At 40.6% G+C, this 13486-nt stretch carries 17 protein-coding genes and 1 pseudogene; 12 read left to right on the top strand and 6 right to left on the bottom strand.

What is annotated here, in order from left to right; translation table 11 throughout:
• Positions 1–903 (top strand): LysR family transcriptional regulator, encoded by a 903-nt coding sequence (locus ACW5MY_RS19980; RefSeq protein ID WP_013352488.1) that lies wholly within the window; start codon positions 1–3, stop codon positions 901–903.
• 54 nt (positions 904–957) lie between these two features.
• Here the strand turns inward: ACW5MY_RS19980 and proB are convergent, their stop codons facing one another.
• The 4 genes from proB to ACW5MY_RS19960 form a co-directional block, all read right to left on the bottom strand.
• Positions 958–2076, bottom strand: a complete 1119-nt coding sequence (proB, locus tag ACW5MY_RS19975) for a glutamate 5-kinase (RefSeq protein ID WP_013352489.1) — start codon at positions 2074–2076, stop codon at positions 958–960.
• Between the two features lie 23 nt (positions 2077–2099).
• The gene (gene proC / locus ACW5MY_RS19970; protein WP_013352490.1) at positions 2100–2948 is read right to left on the bottom strand and encodes a pyrroline-5-carboxylate reductase; all 849 of its coding nucleotides are present in this window, start codon (positions 2946–2948) and stop codon (positions 2100–2102) included.
• A gap of 173 nt (positions 2949–3121) precedes the next feature.
• Positions 3122–3490, bottom strand: coding sequence for a replication termination protein (gene rtp / locus ACW5MY_RS19965; protein ID WP_014470319.1), 369 nt, complete (start codon positions 3488–3490; stop codon positions 3122–3124).
• Positions 3491–3754: 264 nt separating this feature from the next.
• Entirely contained in the window at positions 3755–4471 is a 717-nt protein-coding gene (locus tag ACW5MY_RS19960; RefSeq protein ID WP_013352492.1) for a 3-ketoacyl-ACP reductase, read from the bottom strand.
• Between the two features lie 129 nt (positions 4472–4600).
• On the opposite strand from ACW5MY_RS19960, the gene ACW5MY_RS19955 reads away from it, so the two are divergent.
• Both ACW5MY_RS19955 and ACW5MY_RS19950 read left to right on the top strand, forming a co-directional pair.
• Positions 4601–4906, top strand: a complete 306-nt coding sequence (locus ACW5MY_RS19955; protein ID WP_013352493.1) for a DUF948 domain-containing protein — start codon at positions 4601–4603, stop codon at positions 4904–4906.
• Between the two features lie 65 nt (positions 4907–4971).
• Positions 4972–5497: pseudogene (locus tag ACW5MY_RS19950) on the top strand (hypothetical protein); the annotation flags it as partial.
• A 14-nt stretch (positions 5498–5511) separates the two neighbouring features.
• On the opposite strand, the gene ACW5MY_RS19945 reads toward ACW5MY_RS19950, so the two are convergent.
• Positions 5512–5934 (bottom strand): hypothetical protein, encoded by a 423-nt coding sequence (locus ACW5MY_RS19945; RefSeq protein WP_013352390.1) that lies wholly within the window; start codon positions 5932–5934, stop codon positions 5512–5514.
• 259 nt (positions 5935–6193) lie between these two features.
• Here ACW5MY_RS19945 and ACW5MY_RS19940 point away from each other — a divergent pair, with 259 nt between their 5' ends.
• Positions 6194–6694 carry a DinB family protein gene (locus tag ACW5MY_RS19940; protein WP_462061939.1) on the top strand — a complete coding sequence of 167 codons (501 nt, stop codon included), beginning with the start codon at positions 6194–6196 and terminating at the stop codon, positions 6692–6694.
• A 150-nt stretch (positions 6695–6844) separates the two neighbouring features.
• On the opposite strand, the gene adhP is transcribed toward ACW5MY_RS19940, so the two are convergent.
• Entirely contained in the window at positions 6845–7861 is a 1017-nt protein-coding gene (gene adhP / locus ACW5MY_RS19935) for an alcohol dehydrogenase AdhP (RefSeq protein WP_013352392.1), read from the bottom strand.
• 863 nt (positions 7862–8724) lie between these two features.
• Between adhP and ACW5MY_RS19930 the strand changes: the two genes are divergently transcribed.
• The 8 genes from ACW5MY_RS19930 to ACW5MY_RS19895 all read left to right on the top strand — a co-directional run bounded on the left by ACW5MY_RS19930 (position 8725) and on the right by ACW5MY_RS19895 (position 13179).
• Complete coding sequence (locus ACW5MY_RS19930) at positions 8725–8844, top strand: hypothetical protein (protein WP_014470359.1); 120 nt, start codon at positions 8725–8727, stop codon at positions 8842–8844.
• 28 nt (positions 8845–8872) lie between these two features.
• The gene (locus tag ACW5MY_RS19925; protein WP_013352395.1) at positions 8873–9163 is read left to right on the top strand and encodes a YozQ family protein; all 291 of its coding nucleotides are present in this window, start codon (positions 8873–8875) and stop codon (positions 9161–9163) included.
• 315 nt (positions 9164–9478) lie between these two features.
• The gene (locus ACW5MY_RS19920; protein ID WP_013352396.1) at positions 9479–9877 is read left to right on the top strand and encodes a UPF0715 family protein; all 399 of its coding nucleotides are present in this window, start codon (positions 9479–9481) and stop codon (positions 9875–9877) included.
• A gap of 138 nt (positions 9878–10015) precedes the next feature.
• On the top strand, positions 10016–10771 hold the full coding sequence (locus ACW5MY_RS19915; RefSeq protein WP_013352397.1) for an N-acetyltransferase: 756 nt from the start codon (positions 10016–10018) through the stop codon (positions 10769–10771).
• A gap of 142 nt (positions 10772–10913) precedes the next feature.
• Entirely contained in the window at positions 10914–11456 is a 543-nt protein-coding gene (locus tag ACW5MY_RS19910) for a GNAT family N-acetyltransferase (RefSeq protein ID WP_013352398.1), read from the top strand.
• A gap of 279 nt (positions 11457–11735) precedes the next feature.
• The gene (locus ACW5MY_RS19905; protein ID WP_014470358.1) at positions 11736–12095 is read left to right on the top strand and encodes a hypothetical protein; all 360 of its coding nucleotides are present in this window, start codon (positions 11736–11738) and stop codon (positions 12093–12095) included.
• 123 nt (positions 12096–12218) lie between these two features.
• Positions 12219–12620 (top strand): DUF3902 family protein, encoded by a 402-nt coding sequence (locus ACW5MY_RS19900; protein WP_118977610.1) that lies wholly within the window; start codon positions 12219–12221, stop codon positions 12618–12620.
• A gap of 79 nt (positions 12621–12699) precedes the next feature.
• Positions 12700–13179 (top strand): DUF4944 domain-containing protein, encoded by a 480-nt coding sequence (locus ACW5MY_RS19895; RefSeq protein WP_013352400.1) that lies wholly within the window; start codon positions 12700–12702, stop codon positions 13177–13179.
• Positions 13180–13486: the final 307 nt, after the last annotated feature.

The following is a 13486-nucleotide window of genomic DNA, read 5'->3' as shown; positions in this document are numbered from 1 at the left end:
ATGGAATTACGCCAGCTTCGGTATTTTATGGAGGTAGCAGAACGGGAACATGTGTCAGAAGCGGCTGATCATCTGCATGTCGCACAATCCGCCATCAGCAGGCAGATTGCAAATCTTGAAGAAGAGCTGAGGGTCACTTTATTTGAACGGGAAGGCAGAAATATTAAATTAACGCCGATCGGCAAACAATTTTTAGAACATGTTAAAACGGCAATGAAAGCAATTGATTACGCGAAGGAACAAATCGATGAATACCTTGACCCGAATCGCGGAACCGTCAAAATAGGATTTCCGACGAGCCTTGCGAGCCAGCTATTACCGACGGTGATTTCGGCATTTAAAGAGGAATACCCGAATGTCGAGTTTTTGCTCCGCCAAGGATCTTATAAGTTTTTAATTGAAGCCGTAAGAAACAGGGATATAGATGCGGCGCTGCTCGGCCCCGTTCCGACGGAATTTCCCGACATAACAGGCAATATCTTATTCACGGAAAAGATTTACGCGCTTGTTCCGCTGCATCATCCGCTTGCAAAACAGAAAAATATCCATTTAATTGATCTGCGCGGTGACCAATTTGTTTTATTTCCTGAAGGATTTATTCTCCGCAACATGGCAATTGACGCTTGCAGACAAGCCGGCTTTGCGCCGCTAGTATCAACGGAGGGCGAGGATTTAGATGCCATTAAAGGATTAGTCTCCGCCGGGATGGGAGTTACTCTATTACCTGAAAGCACTTTTGCAGAAATCACACCTCGGTTCACGGTCAAAATTCCCATTGAATTTCCTCAAGTGAAGCGCACCGTAGGCATTATTAGACCAAAAAACAGAGAACTGGCTCCATCTGCGAATGATTTCTATCATTTTGTCATTCAATTTTTCTCCAAACTTGAACAATATCAATAAAACCCGGGCTTCAAAACGAAGCCTCGGGCTTTTTTATGTTTATATTGAATTTTGTCAGCCGATCGGGATGGACAGTTCAACGTGGCAGACAAACGCTTCTGGATCAATAACCGATTGCTCGGTCTGTTTGTGCGGCGTTTCTTTAAATGTCATCAGCTGGGCCGAGGAATAATTGACGATGCCGAGCCCGAGCTCTTCTCCCTGCTGATCAAGCAGTCTGACAACCGCCCCGCTGCTGAATTTGCCCTTAATCTGTTCAATGTCCTGCGGTGACAGCGCCACATTTCCGTTCGCTACATCGCGGCTGCTTTCCTTTTCCATTACAATTTCGCCCTCGGGGCCGGAATTAAATGCAAGCCATTGTTCTTTGTGGCTTAACGGCAGGGTTCCTTCCGCTTCAAAATAAGTTCCTTCAGCCGCCTCTTCTACCGCCTCCAGCAGTATGTCCGGAGCGTTAGCCTGCCCGAGAAAGCCTTTAATACCGGAGGCCATCACAATTTTAAAAGCATCCAGTTTTGAGCGCATTCCGCCGGTTCCCATCTCACTTCCGGCATCTCCCGCGCTTGCTTCTATTTCCGGGGTGATGTCACTTACATGCCGGATTCTTTGCGCTTTCGGGTTGCTGCGCGGATTATCATTATATAATCCGTCAATGTCTGATAAAATCACAAGCATGTCGGCATCAATTAAACCTGCCACCTTTGCTGCGAGTGTATCGTTATCACCGAATTTCAGCCGGTTGACTGTGACGGTGTCATTTTCATTAATAATCGGAATAATGCCTCGTTCCAAAAGGACGTTCATCGTATTGCGGACATTGTGGTAGCGGTATTCATCGGAAAAGTCGCTTCTTGTAATTAAAATTTGTGACGCGACATAACCGTGCGCTAAAAACAGCTTTGAATAGGCCTCCATTAATAATCCCTGCCCGATGGAAGCAGAAGCCTGTTTCTCAGGGAGGCTTTCCGGTTTCTGAATAAATCCGAGTTTTCGATAACCTGCCGCCACCGCCCCGGAAGATACTAAAATCACTTCATAGCCTCTGTCTTTCAGCTGTGCGATTTGATCCACCAAAGTTTCCAGTTTTCTTCTGCTGATTTCTCCGTGCAGGCTCGTCAGTGAGCTGCTGCCGATTTTCACCGCGACTCTTTTGATCTCTGTCCGAGACGTCACTGTATCACTCCTGTTATTGTCTTTTATAGTGCTGCTGTTTTTTCAAATGTTTTACTGATCTCAATAGAACGTTCGGTTGCGTGTTTAATGGCTTTGGCGATTGCTTCCCCGCCGCCTTCTGACCTGAGCGCATCGAGGCCGGCTGCCGTCGTGCCGTTTGGAGAGGTAATGTTTTCCCGCAGCACATCCGGCTTTTCTCCCGTCTCCATCAGCATTTTAGCTGCGCCTAATAACGTTTGCGCGCCGATTTTGCGGGACAGCCGTTTATCTAATCCTGCATCTTCACCTGCTTTTTCGATAAACTCCATTAAATAATAAAAGTACGCCGGACCGCTGCCTGCGATGCCTGTGAAAATGTCCATCTGTTCTTCCTTGATCACATACACTTCTCCGAGACATTCCAGAAGGGATACCGCGGTTTTTGCTGCACTGTGAGAGACATGGTCTCCGAAAGCCGCAGCTGTTGCCGATTCGCCGATCATGCTGGATGTGTTCGGCATGACTCTGACAACAGGCTGGCGATCATGTAATGATTGTTGTATAAATGAGGTCGTTATGCCTGCCAGGACAGACAGAATGATTTGATGGGGTTGAATACGCCGTTTCAGCGTCGTCAGAGCGATTGCAGCATCCTTCGGTTTCATGGCTAAAATAAAAACATCAATGTCTTCGGTTTTCATGCTGTCAAAAGGCACGCCTTGAATTCCGTATTGATGTTCCAATTCAGCGAGACGCTCTGTATTGCGGCGGTTTGTCACGCAGATATTTTGGTTGGGAATTTTTTTTGCTCGGACCATGCCTGATATCATTCCTTCAGCCATTGATCCTGCTCCGATAAAAGCAATTTTCTTTTGATCAAAGATCGGTAACATCTCCCTTGTTCGTATTTTGTTCGTATTTTTCACACGTTTTTTATGTTACCATGTCAGGACTCGATGTCAAGTTTGAGGTTTTATTAAATGTATTGTCCCCTGCCTGTCATTATGTATAATGAAACACAGAACACACCGTTTGAGCCCGGGAGGCCGATGTGTTCCGGACGGATTTAAAAATTATCGGAAATGGCTTTTTCTATCAGCTTTTTGCAGCGGTCGAGCTCAACTTTCAGCTGCTTTTTATAAAGCTTCGCAGCTTCATAGTCTTTAAATTGATAGAGAACGACTTCCTGGAGTTTGGCTCCTTCTTTTTTGACTTTTACCTGCTTTAAAATCCCGTCATCCAAAAGTTCATGGAGTGAACGGTACACCTCGGTATGATTCGGCTTAAAACCGATGGGTTTAAATTCAGAGCGCAGCACCTCAAGAAGCTTCAGTCCGTAAAGCCGTTCCTGCTCTGTCATCGTAATCATGTAAAGCTTTAAAAAAGCCCTTTGTTTCACTAAAAAACCGGTTGAACTTCTTTTTTCTTCTTTCAATATGTGCACGCCCTTCCCTCTAACAAATTATTCCATGTACTAAATATTCTCTTTATATCCCGTTTTTCCTTTTATTGCGCGAACAGTTTGACTCATGTTTATTTGTTTTTTTGGAAGCGGGGAAAATAAATTTAATGAACATTTGGTACATAGTTTATTTAGTTTAATTATAACTGATCTCGGTTCCTTTTTCACTTCTTTTGTCTGTTCATTCGGTTTGCGGTAACAAAAAAAGACCCGTCATGAAGACAGGTCCCCTTTTGTTTAAGGATTTGTTGACCACAAACCGGCAGTTTTGATAAAAATGCGCGGATGTAATTTCAATTGAGCCACCATATATTCTGCAAGGTCCTCAGGCTGCATAACTTTTTCCGGATTGCCGTCTGTCAGATTTAATTCAATAGACATGTCGCTGGCAACCGTGCTCGGAGTCATTGCGCTGACACGGATGTTGTGTTTTCTGACTTCCTGCATGAGAGATTCAGTCAGGCCGAGAACGGCAAATTTTGAAGCGCTGTATGCGCTTGTCGCCGCGGCGCCTCTTTGGCCTGCCGTAGAAGAAATATTAATGATATCTCCTGATTTTCTCTCAATCATTTCAGGAAGAACAGCGCGTGTCACATGGTATACACCCATTACATTGACTTGAATGATGTCTTCCCACTCTTCAGGCGTGAGATCCAAAAATCCGCCGAATTTGCTGATTCCTGCATTGTTAATAAGAATATCAATCTCACCAAGTTCTTCTTTAATAGAGGAGACGGCTTGTTCAACCTCGTTTTGTTTTTTCACATCGGCAGCAGCGAAGGATGCCTTTACACCAAGGGCTTTCACTTCTTCTGCAACCTTTTCGACATTTGCTTCAGTGCGGCCGATTAAACCGATATTGACTCCTTCTTTGGCTAAAGCGATAGCGGCGGCGCGTCCGATTCCTCTGCCTGCGCCCGTGATAAGAGCCGTTTTGTTCTGTAAGCTTTCCATGTCTTTCACCCTTTCTGAATGTCCTTATGTACGATTTCACATTATAAGCAGAAAAAAAACAATTAGCAAATAAAACGATTCAACACTCTCCATAAAGGGTATCAACAGAGAAAAAGGAGTGAAAAAGAGATGATCATCATCTTGTATATCAGTGCTGCCGTAGCAGCTGCCGCATTGATTTATTTAGCCGTATCCGCCGTGCGTTTTAAAAGAAACACAAAGCCGGATATAAAGAAGATCAACGGGACGGCAGCGTCCATGCAGACGTCCGTTGAAGAAATCAAAACAGAAACCCAGCTGTTATCGCAAAAGCAGAAAGAACTGCAGGAAGACTTTCTCACTAAAAAAACAGCCATGCAAACAACGGCTGCCGAAGTCAAAGGAACGCCCCACGTCCTGAAAATGCTCTGGAATGCCGGAAAAAGCGATATATGAGCCTGGATGTCATCCGCCGTTTTTGATGACACTATAAGGAACTGACGGATTCAAGGAGGCGTAACATGATATGCGGCCGTGAGCGGCTTTCGCTTTATTTGCAGAAGCTTAAATCACCTTCGTTTTCGGGAGGATTTACAAAGGCGGATTTGCTGACTGCGAATTTCCATTTAGCCAAGGACGGAGATCTGGACATGTTTTATTCCCCCCACAAATGAATATATCAACCCCCGTGCAGTGATTGCCATTTCCGGAATCACACCCGGTTTTTCTCAGATGCAGCGGGCTTACAAAGCAGCGGCGCATCTTTTAAAAAGCGGTGGCTCTCTTGAGACGATAGCATATGAGACAAAAAAAGCGGCCGGCCTTTCCGGTTCAATGAGACAGCATATCATTGAAATGCTTAATGAATGCGGTCAGCCGGCCGCACTTCACCTTGAGGATTCATCCCAATTATTCAATACGAAACGGGAGCTGCTTCATACAACGTCTGTTATCAAACACCCTGTTTTTTATAAACACAAAAACTATACGGGACATCGGCCGACAATCAGCAGGTCGGCTCTCCTCAGCCGTTATGCGCTGAAATGTTCTTCCTAAAAAATTTAAATCTCAACAGATCTAAAGAAACCATCGACACTATCACCAGTGCCGCTATCATATTTCAGGAGGTATTCTCCTTTTTGGTTAACACTAAATTCTTGAATAAAAGTTTTCCCTGCATTCAGTGTCGTAGTGGATAAGAGTGTATTCCCATTAGGATAATAAATTGTGAATTTGAAAGATTTGCTGCCGTCATTCGCAACAAAAACTCTGATTTTCCCCGGAGAGCTGCCCTGATAGTTGAATGAAACCTTACCAGTACCACCAGAAAAAGGCTGACAAGCAATATACGGAGCGTCACATGACCAGCCAGCAGGTTTCATGACTTTATCTTGATTTGGCAAGGCTTTTGCAGATACATCTGCAGTCCCCATCAGTGGAATTAATCCAAAAGCAAGAGCACCGGCAATAATTTTCTTTTTCATTAGTATTCCTCCTCTTAATAGTGAATATGATACAGTTATATATATACAATATTTATAAAAAAATCCCTCCTTTTTCAGTATAAGGAAATAAGGAAATTTTAAGGTAGACAAAAAAATGTCATAATATACTGGAGCAGACTGGTTCAAAGCATGAAGATGATTTCACCCCCATGTTCTGAAGCCAAACTTATAGCAGAACCGGCGCAGCTGCAATCAAAATTAATCGCTGAAGCCGAAAAAATAATGAAAGTTTATAAACATGCAAAATATGTATCAGTACCATGTTTGGGCGAATAAGGCGCTATTAGAAAGAATGAAGGAATTACCAAGCGGCGTTCTTTACGAAGAGGTTCGCAGTTCATATCCTACAATTGCACAAACGTTTAGTCACATCTACGCGGCGGATGTTATGTGGCTGCAAGTACTTAAAGGAATAGACATGCAGGAAGCATTAGAACCTTCTATGGCTTATGCAGAAAGGTCTCATTTATATTCTGCAGAAGAATTTACTAAGTCTTATGAAGAACTGGCTTCACAGTTTGAAGAATGGATTAATAGCCAAACAGATTTCGAACAAAAAATAAATTTGAAGAATCCTTGGTTAGGTTCCAGAGAAACTGCTTACTCAGAAATTTTATTCCATGTTGCGAATCACGGTACTTATCATCGAGGTAACATAACAACTATGTTAAGACAACAAAGTTACGCTTTGGCAATGAATGACCTTTCTTTATATTGGTATCAGGATGAGGCCAGATAGTCATTGCAAATTAATAACCGTCAAGCGGCTCTTAAAACTTCTTTTTTAAATTGGCAAGTCTCTTTCAGTCAAGATGGGGCAATGAGCAAGAATAGAACCAAAAGCTGCCGGCTTATTCCCGGCAGCTACAATGATTAGAAATCTTATATATTAACAAGTAAAATCTATAACCATACGGCCGGTCACTTTACCTTGCTCCATTTCTTCAAATATATCATTCACGTCTTCGATCGGGCGCTTTGTCACTTTAGGTACAACTTTACCGTCTGCAGCGAATCGGAAAGCTTCCTTCAGGTCTTCTCTGGTACCTACTAATGAACCTACTACCTGAATTCCATCTAACACAAGACGGGGAATATCTAAGTCCATCTTATCTACCGGTAAACCGACAGCAACTACTCGCGCTCCTGCTTTTACAACATCAATCGCTTGATTGAAAGGGGTTTTAGAGACAGCGGTAATGACCGCAGCATCAAGTCCTAAATCGCTGGTCACTTCTTTAGCCTTCTCGACAGGGTCTTCGTTTAAACTGTTTACAACCGCGTCAGCACCTAAGCTCTTAGCAAAATTCAACTTTTCATCGCTAATGTCGAAAGCAATCACTTTAGCGTTAAAGACATTCTTTGCATATTGAACAGCCAAGTTGCCCAAACCGCCGACTCCAAATACACCGATCCATTGACCAGGCTTAATTTCACTGACTTTTACTGCTTTATAAGTTGTTACGCCTGCACAAGTAATGCTGCTTGCTGCTGCCGGATCTAAATGTTCAGGCACTTTCACTGCATAATCAACCGCTACGATTGCTTCTTCAGCCATCGCGCCATCAACTGTATAGCCGGCATTTTTTACATCACGGCACAGGGTTTCACGGCCTGTTAAGCAATATTCACAGCGGCCGCAGCTTTCAAACATCCACGCAATAGAGACGCGGTCTCCTTTTTTCAGGCTTGATACGCCTTCACCAATCTCGGTTACAATGCCTATTCCTTCATGACCTAAAGTGACGCCTGTCACATCCCCGAAATCAGCATTTTTAACATGCAAGTCAGTATGACATACACCGCAGTATTCCATCTTAACTTTGGCTTCACCATGTCGCAAAGGACGTAATTCTTTTTGTACGATCGCTATATTTTTGTCTTTCGTCGCTATTACGGCTTTCAAAAAATACACCCCTTTCATTTATTGGAAAAATAATACTTGGATTACAATTTAGCACAATAACCTCCTTTTGAAAACCCTTACATTTATTTGCAGACAAGTGTTTCTAAAAATCGATTGAGGCGGCATGCAGGGAAGTTCCCACGGATTTTTTGTCGTCTTCCATGAACGGAATTTCCATAGTATAGACACGCTCTCAAAGGAGGCCGCGAAGTGCACCAAATCGTTTATTCCCTACGGAGCCGACGTAGATACACAAGAAAAAGCTGACAGAAAATCCCCATCTCATTAGAAGGGGATTGTTTTTTGTGAAGTACGTATCATCGGATTGTTAAAATTGTATAATCTGGAAGAGGAGGAACAAAAGATAAGCATAAGGTCAGCTTTAAAATGACAGAGAATGAAGCGGGATTTTTTATGGCCGATGACACAAATGAGCGGTATTGGCCGACTAAGCTGGGGTACAGGTTTACCATTTTCAATGCAGAAGGCTGTACGTTGAATGTTAAACTTCAGAGCGAATCACGCTGGCAGGGTATGAGTTTACTCTTAGTGAAAAGAATTTTACGGGTAATCACTTACATTTAAGCGCATCTGACAAGGTGAATGGTGATGCAAACAGAAACCATTACTTAAAGATCACAAAAGGAGCCGGATGCGGTGACGTATGGATTAAAGGCTTTTACGGTTTCGAACATGATGAGCCGGATGAAGATTGGTGAGCCTGATACATAGTCGAGGTACATCCTTGACCTTTTTTGTCTGAAGCTTCTTTTTTAGAAAAATTCATTGAATAGTGCATGAATATGATCTCCATAGACACAATACAAACAGACTATATTCTATTGGTAAGGGAGTGAGAACCAATGAGCAAAAAAGGAATTCAAAATTCAAGTATTGAACAATTGAAAAAAGACCATGAGACCGAAACAGCTTTTAAAGCGGATGATCCCAAACAAAGTTCAAACCGTAAACAAATGAAATAACAAAATTTTTTAATATGGAGTGAATAACATGGCTGAAAAAAATGGAGCAGACAGACCGGACGACTATAAAAGATTTTCTTCTTTGGATAAGGATTATGATTTTCAGCAGCAATCATCGGCCGGCGACACCAAAACAAACCAGGCAGACACGGAAACACAAACTAATCATAAAGAAACTGAAACAACAAATGTCGCTGGAAAATATTTTGATTCATCAGATTATGAGGGAACAACGCAATTGGAAAAAGGATTGGCTGAAACACATGAACAAGTCAGCGATGACTATTTTGAAGGAACTATTGATCAAAACTTGGAATAGTCATATAACGGGGCTTTCTTGAAAGAGTTAGTTCCGTTTCACCATTCAAAGAATGTCTTGGGTGATTTTTTGAAAGAGCGCGGCTGACACCATGTAGGATTACTACAGGTTACAAGATCATAGTCAAGGTATAACCTTGACCTTTTTTCATGCCATAAAATTTACAGGTATTTAGATATTAAACTGATTGAATTGCTGATCTGCAAGAAAGGTCTAAAAAAACATAGATCTTTTAAAGCGATCAATATATACTGATTTAAACAATGGGGAGAAATTGTAAATTCGAGACCTTAGTTTAAAAAGCAGGTGAAATAAATGAAAATGGCGACTTGGAGCAAAATCAAATGTTATGCTCTCACATTGGCTTTTTCAAGCTTCTCGTATGGTTTGATCTTCGGATTGTATATGTTTGTATACTCAGGTTTTGTGCCGATTGCATTAATCACGGTAGTTATCATTGCTTTTTACGCGTTCATCACTTACTTTTTATTTGCTGTTCCTGTGCAGTTATGGCTAAGAAAGAAGCCTGAAAAGTTTAGGTTGATTCATCTTTTCATTTATACAGCAGCCGCTTTTTTAGCTGTGTACTTGTTTTGGTGCATTGGCAATCCGTCTATTGATGTTAGAGTTTTCGAGAATTTCATTTATTACATAATGAGCATTGTTGCTGCGCTAATATATTGGTTTTGGGACTCTATATTTCTGCGAAAGTAGTGTGTTTTATATTTATATCGCCGGGTAAAAAAGACGGACCGAAACTACTAATATAGATGCTCACTCATTCCGCCATGCCCAGTCTGCATTGTACAAGTTGAAATCATGTGATGAATCCAGAAAGCAGGTGAGGAGAAAATGGAATACATTGAATTGAAAAAGGAGAATATTGATGACAATCATATTTGCTGCGCATTAGGTGCGAAACAATATGAGGGGGCGGTAAATGAAAAAAAGAGCTGGCTCAAAGATCGAATGGCTGATGGCTTGGTATTTTATCGATTAAACGAACGGGCAAAAGTTTTTATTGAATATTTACCTGCAGAAAAAGCGTGGGTTCCGATAAGCGCACCTAATTTTATGTTTATTAATTGTCTTTGGGTGTCGGGGAGATATAAGAATAACGGCCATGCGAAACACTTGCTAGATAAATGTGCGGCAGATGCAAAGGCCCGCGGTATGGATGGAATCGTTCATATAGTCGGTAAGAAAAAACTCCCTTATTTAAGTGATAAGCAATTCTTCGAGCATATGGGATTTACTTTGCAAGATGAAGCAGAACCCTATTTTCAGTTAATGTCATTGACCTGGAATGAACATGCAGCTCCTCCTGTATTTAAAAAACAGGTTAAAAGTTATTTCGTTAATGATGAGGGCATCACAATATTTTATACAGCTCAATGCCCATTTGCAGTCGGAGTGTTAGAGGATTTAAAGAAACTGACTGAAAAGAAAGGGCTTCATTTTCAGGCCCATCGATTATCCTCAAAAGAAAAGGCGCAAACATCACCGGCCATCTGGACAACTTTCAGCGTGTTTTATAATGGAGAATTTCTCACTCATGAAATTATGAGCGTGAATAAGTTTGAAAAATTACTCAATAAGCTTAATTAATGGCTTAATTTGATTATTATCCATATTATAAGAAATGAGGATGGTTTTAAAAAACCGTATAGTACAAATAGATTGAGATAGTTCTTTAACAAACGGGCGAGGCCTGTTGAAGATGTTCATTTCAAAAATAGGAGACTAACAAGTGCAAAAAATTGAAACCCACCGCTTAATTTTAAGAAATTTTACCGAGGCAGATTCGCAAGGCCTTTTGGAATATTCGGCACATCCGAGAGTGAACTGCTTTCTTGATGACAGAATTTCTACGATAGAAGAAGCTTCCTTAACCGTTCAAAAAAGAAGCAGAGATGATTCTTATATTGCAGTTTGTTTAAAAGACAGTAATGATTTGATCGGAGAACTATTTTATTTAAAAGAAGAGCCTGATACTTATTCCGTTTGTTGGAATTTCAATGCTCGATTTGAAGGGATGGGATACGCCAGTGAAAGTGCAAAGGCTTTCTTTGAGTATCTCTTTATGCAAAAAGACGCAAGAAGGCTTTATGCATATGTTGAAGATGATAACTACAAGTCACAAAAATTATCTGAAAGATTAGGTATGCGTAAAGAAGGTTATTTTCTTGAATTTATTTCATTTACGAAATACGAGGATGGAACACCTAAATATGAAAACACTTTCCAATACGCACTGCTAAAGAAAGAATGGTTAAACCAAAAACATAGTTAATAGAATTTGTGGGGAAATAATCTCCCATTTTCCTCCTGCGTTTATGAAGAAATCTTTAGCTGAATAACGAGCACAGCAGCTTTTTGTCCAGGCGGCTGTTTTTCATATCTCTTCTATTTCGTTCAACACGAAAAAAACCTTGCCGGAGGCAGGTTTTTTTGCATTTAAGTTAAATTCTTCAATTAAATTACCGATAATACCAATGGATTGCGAAATTGGAGAAAAATGCTTAGTTTAGTAACGATCAAACGTTGTAAAATTCGAGAGAGGGTGAATGTGATGGAAGGCCTAAATAACTCTTACAATATCACGAAAGATCCGAAGTTTTTAGCGTTTTGCAGTTTAGCGACAGAAGGTGCAGGAATCAGTTCGAATCAGCAATGTTCAATTAATTTTGATGAATTTAAAGATGCGCTGGAGAATGGGAAAGTGGTTGATCATAAAAACCTTAAAAGCAGTTCAGAGTTACATCACCAGTTCGATTACTGGAAGTCCAGAATAACTGGAGGACGAGCTGTAACTGAAACTGATAATCAAGTGTTGGCTATAATCAAACAAGCATACAATCTTGGAATGGTTACGAAAGATAATATGCTTTTGAGAAATCAAGCAATGAACGCGTATAAAACATCTATTTAATTTTTAAAAAGTCCCTGCCGTCAATCTCATTGGAAATGATGGGGAAGTACATCTGCGTTCAGTTAAAACTTATTTGAAGATGGTTTTTATTGTATTGCTCACATTAATTATGATCAGGAGCTAATGATGAGAAGGCGTTGTCCGAAGTCGTTGCTAAAAAATAAAACGTATGATGAAAGGAACTCTGACTTGAAGTCAAATTTAGTTTCGCTCGTATTAGCTTTGATAGGATTTATATTCAGCATTTATATGCAATCAATGGCTTATTGGAGCAATGACTCAATGCTATGGTATTGGATCGGCGCGATTTTGTCGTATATATTTGCTGCCGGAGCAGCAGTTACTCTGATTCTTAACAAAAACAAAGACTCAGTTCTATCGATAAGTTGTCTCATTTTAATGATTGTAACTGTTATGCTTTTTTTAGTCACAATTTTTTGGACGACTTTTATCATGATCGCGTGGCAATCTGCTAAGGGGGAATATGGCCTTATTTTTCGTATTTTTTTGATGACTGGAATCTGAACCTCTATTTATTAAGTTTTTGAATTTAAATGTAACAATTCTAATGTCCATACGTTCTAAATGATAAAGGCGGGATGCAATGAAGAAGTATAAAGTCATTAAAAAATTGCTGATTATTATCACTGTTCTGACCATAACGGCCGGAATTGCACTGTTTTCTTTAATTTCAGGAGAGAAAGTCAAATATATCGGCTATAGCCAGAACAAGACGTGGGAAGCGTCAATTGAAAAATCAGGCAAGACCTCTATCGGTCCTAATTATTTCTTGAATTTGTACTACAGAGGCAATAAAGAGAATGAAAAGAAAACGGTGATTAAGAGATTAACATTATTTATTGACGGCCGGAAATATGAAGAAGATAAAGACTATCATCTTTCAGAATACACTGGAGAGAAATTAGAAGGCGGCGGAACGGGGGAAGATCATATTCAGACGTTTGAATATATGCCGGAAAATGAAGTAATCGGTCATGAAATCACTGTTGAAGCAGCATGGAAAACCGATCATGAGTCCTATAAAGAAAAATTTAAACTGAAAAGAATACATTGGTATGACTGAAGTAAAAAGGGCGGTATAACCCTCTCTTTCATCCAAAACCATTAGTTTTGTCTGTTTTTTCTCGATTTTCTAAATTGATCTGGGTCGATAAAAGAGTCACTTGCTGCTTATGTATAAGAAAGTAATACCCTGGAATGTGTAAAATCAATGAGCAGCTTCGGAAATGGAAGGGTCCGCAGTGGAGGTGAGCTTGTGAAAAAAGGATCAAGATGAATGTGACCAGCATCCATCCTGATCAATGGGGTTTACAGTGTTCTATTTCATTGTATTCCAATCGGAATAATATTACAACAGCGAAAAAGAAAAA

It is taken from the genome of Bacillus sp. Bwzl_19, from assembly GCF_054900515.1.
This window is presented reverse-complemented; position numbering and strand designations above follow the sequence as displayed.

Excerpts from the sequence above, each read along its gene's own strand:
- ACW5MY_RS19980 (WP_013352488.1), top strand. The coding sequence starts at position 1 with ATGGAATTACGCCAGCTTCGGTATTTTATGGAGGTAGCAGAACGGGAA.
- proC (WP_013352490.1), bottom strand. The coding sequence starts at position 2,948 with ATGTTACCGATCTTTGATCAAAAGAAAATTGCTTTTATCGGAGCAGGA.
- ACW5MY_RS19960 (WP_013352492.1), bottom strand. The coding sequence starts at position 4,471 with ATGGAAAGCTTACAGAACAAAACGGCTCTTATCACGGGCGCAGGCAGA.
- ACW5MY_RS19955 (WP_013352493.1), top strand. The coding sequence starts at position 4,601 with ATGATCATCATCTTGTATATCAGTGCTGCCGTAGCAGCTGCCGCATTG.
- ACW5MY_RS19945 (WP_013352390.1), bottom strand. The coding sequence starts at position 5,934 with ATGAAAAAGAAAATTATTGCCGGTGCTCTTGCTTTTGGATTAATTCCA.
- ACW5MY_RS19940 (WP_462061939.1), top strand. The coding sequence starts at position 6,194 with ATGCAAAATATGTATCAGTACCATGTTTGGGCGAATAAGGCGCTATTA.
- ACW5MY_RS19930 (WP_014470359.1), top strand. The coding sequence starts at position 8,725 with ATGAGCAAAAAAGGAATTCAAAATTCAAGTATTGAACAATTGAAAAAA.
- ACW5MY_RS19925 (WP_013352395.1), top strand. The coding sequence starts at position 8,873 with ATGGCTGAAAAAAATGGAGCAGACAGACCGGACGACTATAAAAGATTT.
- ACW5MY_RS19920 (WP_013352396.1), top strand. The coding sequence starts at position 9,479 with ATGAAAATGGCGACTTGGAGCAAAATCAAATGTTATGCTCTCACATTG.
- ACW5MY_RS19915 (WP_013352397.1), top strand. The coding sequence starts at position 10,016 with ATGGAATACATTGAATTGAAAAAGGAGAATATTGATGACAATCATATT.
- ACW5MY_RS19905 (WP_014470358.1), top strand. The coding sequence starts at position 11,736 with ATGGAAGGCCTAAATAACTCTTACAATATCACGAAAGATCCGAAGTTT.
- ACW5MY_RS19900 (WP_118977610.1), top strand. The coding sequence starts at position 12,219 with ATGATGAGAAGGCGTTGTCCGAAGTCGTTGCTAAAAAATAAAACGTAT.
- ACW5MY_RS19895 (WP_013352400.1), top strand. The coding sequence starts at position 12,700 with ATGAAGAAGTATAAAGTCATTAAAAAATTGCTGATTATTATCACTGTT.